Annotated in this window: 12 protein-coding genes and 1 tRNA gene; 8 read left to right on the top strand and 5 right to left on the bottom strand. The window is 65.6% G+C overall.

What is annotated here, in order from left to right; genetic code table 11:
- Positions 1-4: 4 nt before the first annotated feature.
- From mscL to ACZYRS_RS26800, 3 genes are all read right to left on the bottom strand, one after another.
- On the bottom strand, positions 5-436 hold the full coding sequence (mscL, locus tag ACZYRS_RS26810) for a large conductance mechanosensitive channel protein MscL (RefSeq protein ID WP_463421649.1): 432 nt from the start codon (positions 434-436) through the stop codon (positions 5-7).
- Positions 437-495: 59 nt separating this feature from the next.
- A complete protein-coding gene (locus tag ACZYRS_RS26805) occupies positions 496-2,991 on the bottom strand; it encodes a tetratricopeptide repeat protein (protein WP_463421648.1) in 2,496 nt (831 codons plus the stop codon).
- Positions 2,992-3,150: 159 nt separating this feature from the next.
- Positions 3,151-5,424 (bottom strand): YadA-like family protein, encoded by a 2,274-nt coding sequence (locus ACZYRS_RS26800; RefSeq protein ID WP_463421647.1) that lies wholly within the window; start codon positions 5,422-5,424, stop codon positions 3,151-3,153.
- Between the two features lie 579 nt (positions 5,425-6,003).
- Between ACZYRS_RS26800 and ACZYRS_RS26795 the strand changes: the two genes are divergently transcribed.
- The 7 genes from ACZYRS_RS26795 (at position 6,004) to ACZYRS_RS26765 (ending at position 11,245) form a co-directional block, all read left to right on the top strand.
- Entirely contained in the window at positions 6,004-6,735 is a 732-nt protein-coding gene (locus tag ACZYRS_RS26795; protein ID WP_463422543.1) for a response regulator transcription factor, read from the top strand.
- A gap of 186 nt (positions 6,736-6,921) precedes the next feature.
- The gene (petA, locus tag ACZYRS_RS26790) at positions 6,922-7,539 is read left to right on the top strand and encodes a ubiquinol-cytochrome c reductase iron-sulfur subunit (protein WP_198788838.1); all 618 of its coding nucleotides are present in this window, start codon (positions 6,922-6,924) and stop codon (positions 7,537-7,539) included.
- 14 nt (positions 7,540-7,553) lie between these two features.
- Positions 7,554-8,990 (top strand): cytochrome b, encoded by a 1,437-nt coding sequence (locus ACZYRS_RS26785; protein ID WP_463421646.1) that lies wholly within the window; start codon positions 7,554-7,556, stop codon positions 8,988-8,990.
- A 39-nt stretch (positions 8,991-9,029) separates the two neighbouring features.
- Positions 9,030-9,806, top strand: a complete 777-nt coding sequence (locus tag ACZYRS_RS26780; RefSeq protein ID WP_463421645.1) for a cytochrome c1 — start codon at positions 9,030-9,032, stop codon at positions 9,804-9,806.
- Positions 9,807-9,903: 97 nt separating this feature from the next.
- A complete protein-coding gene (locus ACZYRS_RS26775) occupies positions 9,904-10,515 on the top strand; it encodes a glutathione S-transferase N-terminal domain-containing protein (RefSeq protein WP_042579119.1) in 612 nt (203 codons plus the stop codon).
- A 37-nt stretch (positions 10,516-10,552) separates the two neighbouring features.
- Positions 10,553-11,122, top strand: a complete 570-nt coding sequence (locus ACZYRS_RS26770; RefSeq protein ID WP_198788841.1) for a ClpXP protease specificity-enhancing factor — start codon at positions 10,553-10,555, stop codon at positions 11,120-11,122.
- A 47-nt stretch (positions 11,123-11,169) separates the two neighbouring features.
- Positions 11,170-11,245: transfer RNA gene (locus tag ACZYRS_RS26765), tRNA-Thr, on the top strand.
- 77 nt (positions 11,246-11,322) lie between these two features.
- On the opposite strand, the gene ACZYRS_RS26760 is transcribed toward ACZYRS_RS26765, so the two are convergent.
- Entirely contained in the window at positions 11,323-12,129 is an 807-nt protein-coding gene (locus ACZYRS_RS26760; protein WP_463421644.1) for an SDR family NAD(P)-dependent oxidoreductase, read from the bottom strand.
- Between the two features lie 57 nt (positions 12,130-12,186).
- Entirely contained in the window at positions 12,187-13,197 is a 1,011-nt protein-coding gene (locus tag ACZYRS_RS26755; RefSeq protein WP_463421643.1) for an SDR family oxidoreductase, read from the bottom strand.
- Between the two features lie 294 nt (positions 13,198-13,491).
- Here ACZYRS_RS26755 and ACZYRS_RS26750 point away from each other — a divergent pair, with 294 nt between their 5' ends.
- Positions 13,492-13,920 (top strand): hypothetical protein, encoded by a 429-nt coding sequence (locus tag ACZYRS_RS26750; protein ID WP_198788844.1) that lies wholly within the window; start codon positions 13,492-13,494, stop codon positions 13,918-13,920.
- Positions 13,921-13,946: the final 26 nt, after the last annotated feature.

The following is a 13,946-nucleotide window of genomic DNA, read 5'->3' as shown; positions in this document are numbered from 1 at the left end:
GAACTCAGGGACGCTTGAGGCTGTCGCGGATTTCGCGCAGCAGCATGACGTCTTCCGGCGTCGCGGCCGGTGCGGCGGGCGCCGCCACTTCGGTTTTCCGCAGCCTGTTGACCTGCTTGACCATCATGAAGATGATGAACGCGAGGATCACGAAGTTGACCGCCACGGTGATGAAGCTGCCATAGGCCAGCACCGGCACGCCGGCTTTCTTCAGGTCGGCCAGCGTGTTGGCCACGCCGGCGGGTGCTGTGCCGAGCACCACGTAGAGGTTCGAGAAATCGAGCTTGCCGAACACCACGCCCACCAGCGGCATGATGATGTCGGCGACCAGCGAGTCGACGATCTTGCCGAACGCCGCGCCGATGATCACGCCGACCGCCAGGTCGATGACGTTGCCCTTGACGGCAAATTCCTTGAATTCACTGAGGATGCTCATGATTCAAAAGGCTGCTGGAGCTCTGCTGTTGAAGGAGAGCCGAGTATGCCCGCGATTGCTCACTTCTCCAGCGGCCGCAGCGCAACGCCGATGTGCTCCGGCGGCAGCCCTTCACGGCTGCGCGCGGCGATCTGTCGGAAGCCGTCTTCCAGGTGCCGCACGAAGCGCGGCGTGTCGAAGTAGCCGCGGCGCGCGGCCTTCGCTTCGGCCAGCCGGCCGCGCAGCACCGCCAGTTCGTCCGGATGCGTGGCGTAGTGCACGGCCTTCTCGACGTACTCGTCGTGGTTCGTCGCCACCAGCTCCGGCAGCCCGATGGCGCCCAGCAGGCTGCCCGCCATGCGCGAGACCATGGTCGTGCCCGTGAGCGCGAGCAGCGGCACGCCGGCCCACAGCACGTCGTTGGCGGTGGCGCCGCTGCTGTAGGGGAAGGTGTCGATGAACAGGTCGCCCAGGCCGATGCGCGCCAGGTGCCTGTCGATCGGCATGCGCGGCGAGACGATGAGCCGCTCGGCCGGCAGGCCCGCGGCCTCCCATTGCGCGCGCAGGTTGGGCTCGAAGCCGCTCGGGCCCTGCGCGAGCCAGAGCACCGCGTTCGGAATCCGCTGCACGATGCGCACCCAGGCCGCGAAGGTCTCCGGCTGGATCTTGAAGGACTGCGAGAAGTTGCACAGCACGAAGGCGTCCTCGGGCAGCCCGTGGTCGGCGCGCGTGGCCTTCGCGGGGCTGGTGGGGCGCTGCGAGTCGATCACCTGGAAGGTCTCGGGCAGGCGCAGCAGCTTCTCCGAATAGCAGTCTTCCGTGCCCGGCGGCGAGAGGAAGTTGTCGGACACCAGGTAGTCGTAGTTCGGCGTGCCGCTGGTGCCCATGTAGCCCAGCCACATGAGCTGCGCGGGCGCCGCGTGGTAGGCCATCACCTGCGGCTTGGCGCCGCGCGTGTCGCCCGAGAGGTCAATGAGGATGTCGACCTCGTCCTCGCGGATGCGCTCGGCCATCTGCTGGATCGACTGGCCCTGCATGTCCACGAAATGCTCCACCGACGCGGCGATGCGGGCGCGCGCCGGATGGCCGTCGTCGGGGCCGTAGGAGTACGCGAACACCTCGAAGTCTTTGCGGTCGTGCCGCGCGAAGAGCTCGGCCGTGAGGTGCGCGACCGGGTGGTTGCGAAAGTCGAACGAGTAGTAGCCCACGCGGATGCGCGGCGAGGTGCGGCGTGCGCCGGCATCGGCAAAAGCCTTGATGCCCGCGTTCCTGTCGGCCAGCGTGGCCGAGCGCTGCGTCCACGCCATGAGCCGGCGCGCGTCGTCGTAGTTCGACATCAGGATGAACGACGACACCGTCTGGTCGTTGCCCGGGTTGTCCAGCTGCGCGGCGATCTTCTCGCGCAGCTCGGGCACGCCGCGCCAGTCGGCGATGTGGGCCTTCTCGCCCAGCATCCACACCATGGCGGGCATGAAGTTCGGGTCGTCGCGCAGGCACTGCTCGAACTCCGCGATGGCGTCCTCCGACCGGCCGGCCATCACGTAGGTCACGCCCAGGTTGCAGCGCGCGAGCACCTGCTTGGGGTGCACGTCGAGCGCCTTCTTGAGCACCTCGATGGCGGTGTCGAAATGGCCGAGCCGGAAGTTCACCGTGCCCAGGTTGTTCAGCAGCAGCTCGTGCTCGGGCAGGCTCTCGAGCGCGAGCTTGTAGAGCTCGGCCGATTCCGCGAAGCGCATCGACACGCCCTCCAGCGCGCCGCACACGCCATAAAGCGCCGCCACGCCTTCGGGATCGGACAGCGCCTTGTGGCGCTCCTCGGCCGGCCAGTTGCGCATGGCGTGCTGCATGGGCGCGATGGCGTCCTCGGTGCGGCCGGCGCTGAGCAGCGCGCGAGCGAGCAGGTACGAAGCCTCGAAGTCGCTCGCATCGGCCGTGGCCTGTTGCAGCGAGGCGAGGGCGCCGGCCCAGTCCTTCTGGTGCGCGCGGATCTTGCCGATGTTCTTGTGGGCGGCGGTGTAGTTCGCGTCGAGCTTCAGGGCCTGCTGGAACTGCACGACGGCTTCGTCGAAGCGGTCTTGTTCCATGTCGATCGCGCCGGCGTTGTTCCATGCCGCAGGCACCTGCGGCGCGAGGCGCGTGGCATCGGCCGCGGCCTCGCGCGCCTGCCGGAATTTTTTCTGCTGGCGGTAGACCGCCGACAGGTTCACGTACGCCTCGGGGTAGTTCGCGAATGCCTTGATCGCGCGGCGCAGGTCCTGCTGCGCCTCGGCCAGGAGGCCCAGGTGCATGAAGATCGTCGCGCGGGTGTTGAAGTAGAAGTGATGCGCCGATTGCACGATCGCGCGGTTCACATAGTTGAGCGCCAGCCGCGGGCGGCCTTGCCGGTACAGCGCCTCGCCCGTCAGGTGCAGCGCGTCCGCGTGTTCGGGGAATCGGGCGAGCAGCGTTTCGTAGACCTTCAGCGCCTCGGCGAAGAGGCCCTGGCGGTGCAGCACGAGGCCTTGCTCCAGCAGGCCAGGCGCGTTGTCCTCGATGTTGTCTTCGGAGCCAAGGGGCGCGATGGAGGAAGTGGTCATGAGGCCATGTGATGGACGGGTCGAAAGGGCCGCCGAGAACACCGGCCCCGACCCCTTGCTGCAACGAAAAAGACCGGTCACCCAGTATAGGTGCCGGCCTTCGATTTCACCCTCGGGGGCACCCCTCGCGCATCGGCGCCGAGGGTGCCCGCGGGCGGATTACCAGGACCAGGAGGCGCCGATGCCGCCGCCGACCTTGCCGTTGTTGCCGCTGCCGAAGTTCACCTTGATCTGGGCCGATTCGCTCAGGCGGAAGCTGGCTGCCGCGGCGACCGCCGAGCGGCCGTCGTAGGAGCCCACACCCACGCCGATGCCGAAGCTCTTGCCCGCTTCGAGCGCCGGCACCGAGGCCGCAGCCAGCGCGATGGCCGCGCCGGTGCTGGCCGTCTTGCGCATGTCCTGCACTTCGCTGCGAACCTGGTTCAACTGCGAGATGTTGGCTGCGTCCGTCGGCAGGATGCCGGGCGCCACGTTCTGCACGCGGCCGTTGGCGACCACGCCGTTGCCTGCGGTGATCGTGCCACCCGCCGTCACGTTGCCGGTGACGTTCACCGTGCCTGCGTTCAAGGTGGTGACGTTGCCGGTCACCGCGTTGATCGTGGTGATGTTGCCGGTCTGCGTGTTCAGCACCGTGATGTTGCCGTTGGCGGCCGTCAGCGTCTGGAAGTTGCCGGTGTTGGCGTTGACGGTGGTGGCGTTCACCGTGCTTGCGTTGACCGTGCTGGCGTTCACCGTGGTCGCGGCCACCGTGTTGGCGGTCAGTGCATTGATGGTTGCGCTGGCTGCCGACAGGTTGGTGGTGCTCACGTTGGTGGCGCTGATCGTGTTGATCGTGGCGCGGCTTGCCGTCAGGTTGGTGGTGCTGACGTTGGTTGCGCTCAACGTGTTGATCGTGCCGTTGTTGGCCGACAGGTTGGTCGTGCTGACATTGGTGGCGCTCAGCGTGTTGATCGTGCCGTTGCTGGCCGACAGGTTGGTCGTGCTGACGTTGGTGGCGCTCAACGTGTTGACGGTGCCGTTGCTGGCCGAGAGGTTGGTCGTGCTGACGTTGGTCGCGCTCAACGTGTTGATCGTGCCGTTGCTGGCCGACAGGTTGGTCGTGCTGACATTGGTCGCGCTCAGCGTGTTGATCGTGCCGTTGCTGGCCGACAGGTTCGTCGTGCTGACATCGGTCGCGCTCAGCGTGTTGATCGTGCCATTGGAAGCCGACAGGTTGGTCGTGCTGACGTTGGTCGCGCTCAGCGTGTTGATCGTGCCGTTCGATGCCGTCAGCTGCGTGGTGCTGACGTTGGTCGAGGTGAGCGTCGAGATGCTGCCGGTGTTGGCCGTCAGGTTGGTCGTGAGGACGCTCGTCGATGTGACGCCGGTTGCCAGGACGTTGGTCGCGGTCACGCCGGTCGCCAGGATGTTGGTCGAGGTGAGCGACTGGATCGTGCCGTTGCCCGACGACAGGTTGCCGGTGGTCACATTGCCCGCGCTGACCGTGCCGGCCGTGATGCTGGTGGAGCTCAGCGTGTTGATCGTGCCCGTGTTGGCCGAGATGCTGGTGGTGGACAGGTTGTTGATGGTGCCGTTGGTAGCGGACACATTGGTCGCGCTGACGCTGGCGGCGCTGACGGTGCCGGCGCTCAGGTTGGTGATGGTGCCGTTGGTGGCCGAGACGTTGGTCGCGCTGACGCTGGCGGCGCTGACGGTACCGGCGCTCAGGTTGGTGATGGTGCCGTTGGTGGCCGAGACGTTGGTCGCGCTGACGCTGGCGGCGCTGACGGTACCGGCGCTCAGATTGGTGATCGTGCCGTTGGTGGCCGAGACATTGGTCGCGCTGACGCTGGCGGCGCTGACGGTACCGGCGCTCAGGTTGGTGATCGTGCCGTTGGTGGCCGAGACGTTGGTCGCGCTGACGCTGGCGGCGCTGACGGTGCCGGCGCTCAGGTTGGTGATGGTGCCGTTGGTGGCCGACACGTTGGCCGTGCTGATGCTGGTGGCGGTGACAGTGCCGGCACTCAGGCTGGTCGAGCTGATGCTGGTGGAACTCAACGTGCCGAGCGTGCCATTGGCCGCAGAGATGCTGCCCGAGCTGATGCTGGTCGCGGTCACGGTGCCGGCGGTGATGCTCGTGGCGCTCAGCGTGCGGATAGTCCCGTTGCTGGCCGTGAGCGCGGTGCTGCTGAGGCTTGCGGCGGAGAGCGTTGTCGTGGTGATGCCGCCTCCAGCATTCAGCACGCCGTTGTTGTTGGTGAGGGGGCCACCGGTGCCGAAAGGATTGCTCGGCGTGGCGATGGCGTTGCCACCGATGGTGACCTGCGCCTGTGCCATGGGCAACGTCATGACGAAGCCCGCACCCACCAGGACAGAAGCGAGGACGCGGCTGACACCCGTGTAGCGGGTGATGGTGATGGTGCGAACTGAACCGGCGTTCTTGCGTGTAGTCATTTGGACTGTTTTCCTTGATGGATAAGTGACAACTTCGCGAGCCCGACATGTCCCTCGCAGCCTCGAAGCAGGGTTGGGTTTCATTGAGTTACCCAATGCAACGAATGCTAGAAATCGAGTCCTCCGGTGAACATCACCGGTATCCGTAGTTCTCGGCCTATGTGGTTTGGCAGATACGCCGGCGGCGCGTTGGCCGATGGACCGCAAAGCCACTGCCCATGCGGCTTCGCGGGCATCACGTGAACATGGGATGGGCCCCTCGCGCAGCGTTTTGCGGCGTGTTCCGCGTGGCCCGGTGCTACGTAACACGCGTCGTCACAAGCGCGTAACAACGGCGCTAAAACGGCCTCGAAGAGGCCGTGTCGAGAGGGCGTTCAACGCCTCTTTTTTGATGAATTTCCCAATGAAATCAAAGTACTACTCGTCCTGACCCCGGTGTTCCGGTTGACGTGTTTCCGCGCGGGCATTGTTCCTGCGACATCTGAAACGAAAGTCAACATTTGGAAGCTACCTTGCGTAGCGAAGAGGGGCGAGCGCGTGGCCATCAATCTTTCCTGTCACCCTGTGAGAACAGCCCCGATGCCGTCGGCGTCGCAGCTGTCGTACGTGAGCATCTTTCATGGCGCATTGATCGTCGAGGACGATCCCGCGGTGGCCGACCGCATGCGACGCATACTGGGTAACCTTGCGCCGGGCCGCCGCGTCGTGGTGGCCTCCACGCGCTCCGAAGCGTGCAACCTGCTGGCCTCGCTGCCCTACGACCTCGTGCTGGTGGGCATGCGCCTGCCGCGCAGCGAAGGCGTCTCGCTGATCGCCCACATCCGCCGGACCTACCTGCAGATCGAGACCATCGCCATGTCGCCGTCGGACGATCACGAACTGGTGAACGCCGCGATCTCCGCGGGCGCTATCGGCTACCTGCTGACGGAAGCGGACGACATGGAGTTGTCATTCCTGCTGCGCTCGATCGAGCGCGGCGGCGCGCCGATGGACTCGCGCGTCGCGCGGCGCATCCTCGGGCTGATCGCGGCTTCGGCGAAGACGCGCACGATCGAGCCCATCCGCACCGAGCCGCGGATCGAGCCGCGCGCCGAACCGGCGCCGCGCTCCGTGCCGGCGCTGCTGTCCCCGCGCGAACTCAAGGTGCTGCGCCTGATCGCGCAGGGCTGGAGCAACCGGCAGATCGCCGAGGCGGTGTACCTCTCGGTCAACACGATCGAGTTCCACGCCAAGAGCATCTATCGCAAGCTCGCGGTCAAGTCGCGCACGCAAGCGGTCCACGAGGCGACGCAGCACGGGCTTCTGAACTGAAGCGCGTCCGGCGAGGGCCCTTGCTGCCCTTGCCGCCCTCGCCGTGGCATGGCCGGCGCTCCTCGGACGCGCCGCGCCGACCATCGGCCGCCGGCCACGCGCATGGCGCCCATTGAATATCCCTGCAGCGGCCCGCTACAATCGCGGGTTGACCCCTGCTCCAGCGAAGAAGACAAGAGGATCCCCATGAGTGACATGACCTCCGGCTCGCCCCGGATCGACACAAGCAAGCGGACGTGGTTGATCGCATCCAGCTGTGCCGGCGTAGCGGGTGGCGTGGCCACCGTAGTTCCATTTGTGAGCACTTTCCAGCCTTCCGAGAAGGCCAAGGCCGCCGGCGCCGCTGTCGAAGTCGACATCTCGGGCCTGAAGGTCGGCGAGAAAATGACCGTCGAATGGCGCGGCAAGCCGGTCTGGATCCTCAAGCGCACCCCGGAGCAGATCGCCGAGCTGCCCAAGCTGGACGGCCAGCTGGCCGATCCGCTTTCCAAGCGCCACCCCGACGAATTCACCCCCAAGTACGCGCAGAACGAGCACCGCTCGATCAAGCCCGACGTGCTGGTCGTGGTGGGCATCTGCACCCACCTGGGCTGCTCGCCGACCGACCGCTTCCAGGCCGGCCCCCAGCCTTCGCTGCCGGCCGACTGGGAAGGCGGCTTCCTCTGCCCTTGCCACGGTTCCACGTTCGACCTGGCCGGCCGCGTCTTCAAGAACAAGCCCGCCCCCGACAACCTGCCTGTGCCCCCGCACATGTACCTGTCGGAGACCAAGCTCCTGATCGGTGAAGACTCCAAGAAGGCCTGAGGCAGAAGAAGAACATGGCTGAATACCACGAAATTTCCCCCAATGCGCCCGCCGGCGCCAAGCTGCTCAACTGGGTCGACAACCGCTTCCCGCTGACCAAGCTCTGGAACGACCAGTGGGGCAAGTACTACGCGCCGAAGAACTTCAACTTCTGGTACATCTTCGGCTCGCTGGCGATGCTGGTCCTGGTGATCCAGATCGTCACCGGCATCTTCCTGGTGATGCACTACAAGCCCGACGCGAACCAGGCGTTCGCATCGGTCGAGTACATCATGCGCGACGTGCCCTGGGGCTGGCTCATCCGCTACATCCACTCGACGGGCGCCTCGGCGTTCTTCATCGTGGTGTACCTGCACATGTTCCGCGGCCTCATGTACGGCAGCTATCGCAAGCCGCGCGAGCTGATCTGGGTGTTCGGCTGCGCGATCTTCCTGTGCCTCATGGCCGAAGCCTTCATGGGCTACCTGCTGCCCTGGGGGCAAATGAGCTACTGGGGCGCCCAGGTGATCGTGAACCTGTTCGCGGCCATTCCGTTCATCGGTCCTGACCTGGCACTCCTGATCCGCGGCGACTACGTGGTGAGCGATGCCACGTTGAACCGCTTCTTCAGCTTCCACGTGATCGCCGTGCCGCTGGTGCTGCTGGGCCTCGTGGTGGCCCACCTGATCGCGCTGCACGAAGTGGGTTCCAACAACCCCGACGGCATCGAGATCAAGGCCAACCGCGGCCCCGACGGCCATCCTCTCGACGGCATTCCGTCGCATCCGTACTACACGGTGCACGACATCTTCGGCGTGGTGGTGTTCCTCACGATCTTCTCGGCGGTGATCTTCTTCGCGCCCGAAGCCGGTGGGTACTTCCTGGAGTACAACAACTTCATCCCGGCCGATTCGCTCAAGACGCCCAACCACATCGCCCCGGTCTGGTACTTCACGCCGTTCTATTCGATGCTGCGCGCGACCACCGACGACATGGTGAACGTGTTCGCCCTCATCATCGGCGCGGCTGCCATCCTGAACTTCGTCAAGGGCAAGTCGGGCACGGCGCTGAAGATCGCGATCGTCGTCGTGGCGGCCGTGGCCATCTTCCTGCTCAAGGCCTTCGATGCCAAGTTCTGGGGCGTGGTCGTGATGGGCGGCTCGGTCATCATCCTGTTCTTCCTGCCGTGGCTGGACCACAGCGAAGTCAAGTCGATCCGCTACCGCCCGAGCTGGCACAAGTATGTGTACGGCGTCTTCGTCTTCTTCTTCCTGATCCTGGGTTACCTGGGCATCCAGCCGCCCGGCGTCTGGGGTGAACTGGGCATCGGCTCGTTCAAGCTGGACATCGCCCAGACCATCTCGCAGATCGGCACGCTCTTCTACTTCGGCTTCTTCCTCCTGATGCCCTGGTGGAGCCGCAAGGGCGAATTCAAGCCCGTGCCCGAGCGCGTGGTCTTCGCCGCGCATTGAGACGAGACACGAGAAGTGCAAGAGCTTGAGAGAAACACGATGAAGAAAAGAATTTCCGGCTGGCTCGCGGTCATGGGTCTGGCGCTGGGGCTGACCTTTTCCGCCGCCGCATCGGCCGAATCGGGCGGCCTGGCCTGGGACAAGGCACCCAACAAGACGAACGACGTGCAGGCGCTGCAGAACGGCGCCAAGCTGTTCGTCAACTACTGCCTCAGCTGCCACTCGGCCGCCTTCATGCGCTACAACCGCCTGCAGGACATCGGCATCACCGAGCAGCAGATCAAGGACAACCTTCTGTTCACGACCGACAAGGTCGGCGAAACCATGAAGGCCAACATCGACGCGCGCCAGGCCAAGGACTGGTTCGGAACCACGCCGCCCGACCTCACGCTGGTCGCGCGCTCGCGTGCCGGCCACGGCGGCACCGGCGCCGACTACCTCTACACCTTCCTTCGCACCTTCTACCGCGACGACACCAAGGCCACCGGCTGGAACAACCTCGCGTTCCCGGCCGTCGCCATGCCCAACCCCCTGTGGGAACTGCAGGGCGAACGCCGGCCGGTCTACACCAAGGTCGAGCAGCACGGCCACGAAACCGAAGTGTTGACGGGCAAGTGGGAGCAGGTCACGCCCGGCACCCTGACGCCCGTGCAGTACGACAATGCGGTCGGCGACCTGGTGAGCTATCTGCAGTGGATGGCCGAGCCCGCGCAGAACACCCGCATCCGCATCGGCGTGTGGGTCCTGCTGTTCCTGGCCATGTCGGTGATTTTTGTGTGGCGACTGAACGCCTCGTACTGGAAAGACGTCAAGTAGTTCCGTCCACGCCGACCGGTCATGCCCCGTGCATCCGGTCCCACAGAGTGGGTTGCCAACGCGACCCACTCTTTTTGATTTTTAGGAGTCTCTCGCCATGATGGTCTTGTATTCAGGAACGACCTGCCCCTTTTCCCACCGCTGCCGCTTCGTTCTGTTCGAAAAGGGCATGGACTTCGAGATCCGCGACGTCGATCTCTACAACAAGCCCGAAGACATCAGCGTGATGAACCCGTACGGCCAGGTGCCGATCCTGGTCGAGCGCGACCTGATCCTGTACGAGTCGAACATCATCAACGAGTACATCGACGAGCGCTTCCCGCATCCGCAGCTGATGCCCGGCGACCCGGTCGACCGCGCCCGCGTGCGCCTGTTCCTGCTCAACTTCGAGAAGGAACTGTTCGTGCACGTCTCCACGCTGGAGAACCGCACCACCAAGGGCAACGAGAAGGCCATCGAAAAGGCCCGCTCGCACATCCGCGACCGCCTGACGCAACTGGCCCCCGTGTTCCTCAAGAACAAGTACATGCTGGGCGACAACTTCTCGATGCTCGACGTGGCCATCGCGCCGCTGCTCTGGCGCCTGGACTACTACGGCATCGACCTGAGCAAGAACGCGGCACCGCTTCTGAAGTACGCTGAGCGCATCTTCTCGCGCCCGGCCTACATCGAAGCACTGACGCCTTCCGAAAAGGTCATGCGCAAGTAAGCCTGCGCCCACCGTACCGTTCTCCGCAGTCTTTTTCATGATCAACGCGCTCGAGTCGTCCTCCACCCGCCCGTACCTCATCCGGGCGCTGTACGAATGGTGCACCGACAACGGGTTCACGCCCTATGTCGCGGTGCAGGTCGACGATTCCGTCCAGGTGCCGCGCGAGTACGTGAAGAACGGCGAGATCGTGCTCAACATCAGCTTCGACGCGACCAGCTCGCTCAAGCTGGGCAACGACTTCATCGAGTTCAAGGCCCGCTTTGCGGGCAGTGCGCGCGAAATCAGCGTGCCCGTGGGGCGCGTGATCGCGATCTATGCGCGCGAGAACGGGCAGGGCATGGCGTTTCCGGCACCGGCGCCGGCGCCCGCGGGCGACAACGGCGACGTGCCGGCCTCGCCCACGGGTCCCGCGCGCATGCCGCTGCGCGACGCCTCGCGTGGCACCGAAGGCGATGCCGGCAAGATCGTTCACCTGGTCACAGGCGAAGACGGCGGCGAAACGATCGATGCGGCGCCCGCCGACTCGGCCACCGGCCCCGTCGACGAGCCGCCGCGCCCGCCGGCCGGTGGCGGTTCGCGGCCGTCGCTCAAGCGCGTCAAGTAACAGGCGCCGGAAACGGCGCCTTTAGAATCACGCACCGAAGAAATTCAGCCGCTTTAGCTCAATTGGTAGAGCACCCGCCTTGTAAGCGGAAGGTCGTCAGTTCGATTCCGACAAGCGGCACCAAGCCCTCACAACCCTCCCGGTGGTCCACCGCCCGGAGGGTTTTTCTTTGAGCGGCAGACGGCGCGATGGACGGCCGCCTACGACAACGCCGTCTTCCGCTCCGCGCTCCCCGGCTCCGCCAGCTTGCGGTGCTGCTCCGCCAGCTTCGGCCCCGGCATCACCCGCGACAGCGCCACCTGCATCTTGTTGCGCCAGCCCGCGATCACGCCGCTCTCGCCCTTCATCATCGCGTCGAAGCCGGCCTTGGCCACGTCGGCCGGGTCGGCCTTGTCGCTCTGCTGGCCGACGCGCGTGTCCAGCATGTCGGCGCGGGCGAAGAAGTGGGTGTCGGTCACGCCCGGCATGAGGCAGCTCACCGACACGCCCGTGCCCTTCAGTTCGTTGCGCAGCGCCATCGCAAAAGAATCGATGAAGGCCTTGCTGCCGTTGTAGACCGCCTGGAAGCTCCCCGGCTGGAAGCCCGCGATCGAGCCGGTGATCAGGATGCGGCCCTGGCCCGCCTGACGCATCTCGCGCCCCACGCACTGCACGAGATAGATGGTGCCGGTGATGTTGGTGTTGATCACGTGCTGCACGTCGTGAAAGTCCTGGTCGAGAAAGCCATGGCCGAGGCCGTGGCCCGCGTTGGCGAAGAGCGCGTCGATGGGCCGGCCCTGGGTGGCGGTCAACAGCGCGTCGACGCCGTCGCGCGTGGCGAAGTCGGCGCGCACCGACGTCACGTTCGCGCCCAGCACGCGCAGTTCGGTCTCGGCCTGTTCCAGTGGCTCGTCGGCGCCGATCAACAGGTCGTAGCCGTTGCGCGCCGCGAGCAGCGCCAGTTGAAAGCCGATGCCGGACGAGGCGCCCGTCACCACCGCGAGCGGGCGAAGGTCTGTGGTTTCCATGTCGGTCTCCTGAATGAGTTGAGTAAACGAACGAAGCGCACACCGCTTCACACGGCGTCACACCGCGCCCACGCTTCCCGTCACCGGCAGCACGATCCCGGTGATGTAGCTCGCGCAACTCGGCGCGGCGAGGAACACATAAGCGGGCGACAGCTCTTCGGGCTGCGCGGGGCGCTTCATGTCGGTGTCCTTGCCGAAGTCCTGAACTTCCTCGGCGGAGCGGTCGGCCGGGTTCAGCGGCGTCCACACCGGGCCGGGCGCGATGGCGTTCACGCGGATGCCCTTGGCGAGCAGGTTGCTCGCGAGCGATTTGGTGAAGGCGTGGATCGCGCCCTTGGTGGTCGAGTAGTCCAAGAGCTGCGCGCTGCCTTCCAGGCCCGTGACCGAGCCGGTGTTGATGATCGAGGCGCCCTTGCCCAGGTGCGGCACGGCCGCGCGCGCCATCTGGAAATAGCCGAACACGTTGGTGCGCAGCGTGAGGTCCAGCCGCTCGTCGGTGATGTCCTCGATGGACGCGGCGTGCAGCTGGAACGCCGCGTTGTTCACCAGGATGTCCAGCTTGCCGAACGCCTTCACCGTGCGCTCGACCGACGCGCGGCAAAAGGCCGGATCGCGCACGTCGCCCTTGATGAGCACGCAGCGCGCACCTTCTGCCTCCACGTGGCGCCGGGTTTCCTCGGCATCGGCGTCTTCCTCCAGGTAAACGATGGCCACGTCCGCGCCTTCGCGCGCATAGAGCACGGCCACCGCGCGCCCGATGCCCGAATCGCCGCCGGTGATGAGCGCGGCCATCCCCTGCAGCTTGTGGCTGCCCTGGTAATCGGGCGCCTCGAAGCGCGGGCGCAGCGCCATGTCGGCTTCGTTGCCGGGCTTGCGCAGGTGCTGCGCGGGCACCGGGTTCTCCGGCTGCGGGCGCGGCCCCGCCTGCACGGGCTTTTTCTTCTTCGATGTGCCGGCCTCGGACGTCGCGCGGTCCTTCGCATCCTGCGCGCGCTGCACGGCGCGGTGCCGGGTGGCGACCTCGCTGGTCTTGCGGGCCTTCGGTTTCGAGGTGGTGGTGGATGCCATGGACGGTGCTCCTGCAATTGCGTGAGGTGTTGCGCGAGGTGGTTCGCGTTTGAGGAATCACCGTAGAACGCCGCGAGCGTGCGTGCGTAGGAATGCGTCCCGAACCTGCGCCCGTCACGGCATGCGCTTGCGACCCACGGCCACCTCGTCAAAACCACTCGCTGGCTTGGCGAAAGCCAGGTCTTTCCACCCATAAGAAGCAGCCAATTCGGCGGCGGCGAAACACGCGATCAACGCCCTGGCCCGTCAGTTATTTTTCCCAGTTGACTTAGTTATCTTTAGTAAAGTCATGGAATGGATGAACTGACCGAAGCCCGTCGTGCAGCGCTGCGCCGCTTCATCGACGGCGAAGGCGGCTACAGCAAGGTCGCGGCCAAATACGGCCTCACGCCATCCCACATGAGCTACCTCTCCCAATTGATCGCCAAGGGCTCCCGCGCCCCGCTGGGCGAGCGCAGCGCCCGCAACTGGCAGGAGCGCCTGAAGATCGAGGGCGACCCGATCCTGCACCCGTCGCTGGACCCGCAAGGCGGCGCCGCCGCGGTCTCGCTGCAGACCGTGATCGACCGGCTCGCGGAGTTCCTGCAGGCCGTGCCCACGGACCAGCGCGAAGTCATCGCTTCGGTCATCGGCGCGTTCGCGCGCAAGCCCCTGCCGGAATTGGGCACGGCGCTGGTCACGCTGCTGGACAGCGGGCCGGCCAATAGAAACTGGAATTCCTGAATTTCCCTGTTCGCGATTCCCGATTT

It is taken from the genome of Variovorax sp. AC194, from assembly GCF_979257995.1.
The sequence above is the reverse complement of the archived record's forward strand: the minus strand, read 5'-3'. Positions and strand labels throughout refer to the sequence as shown.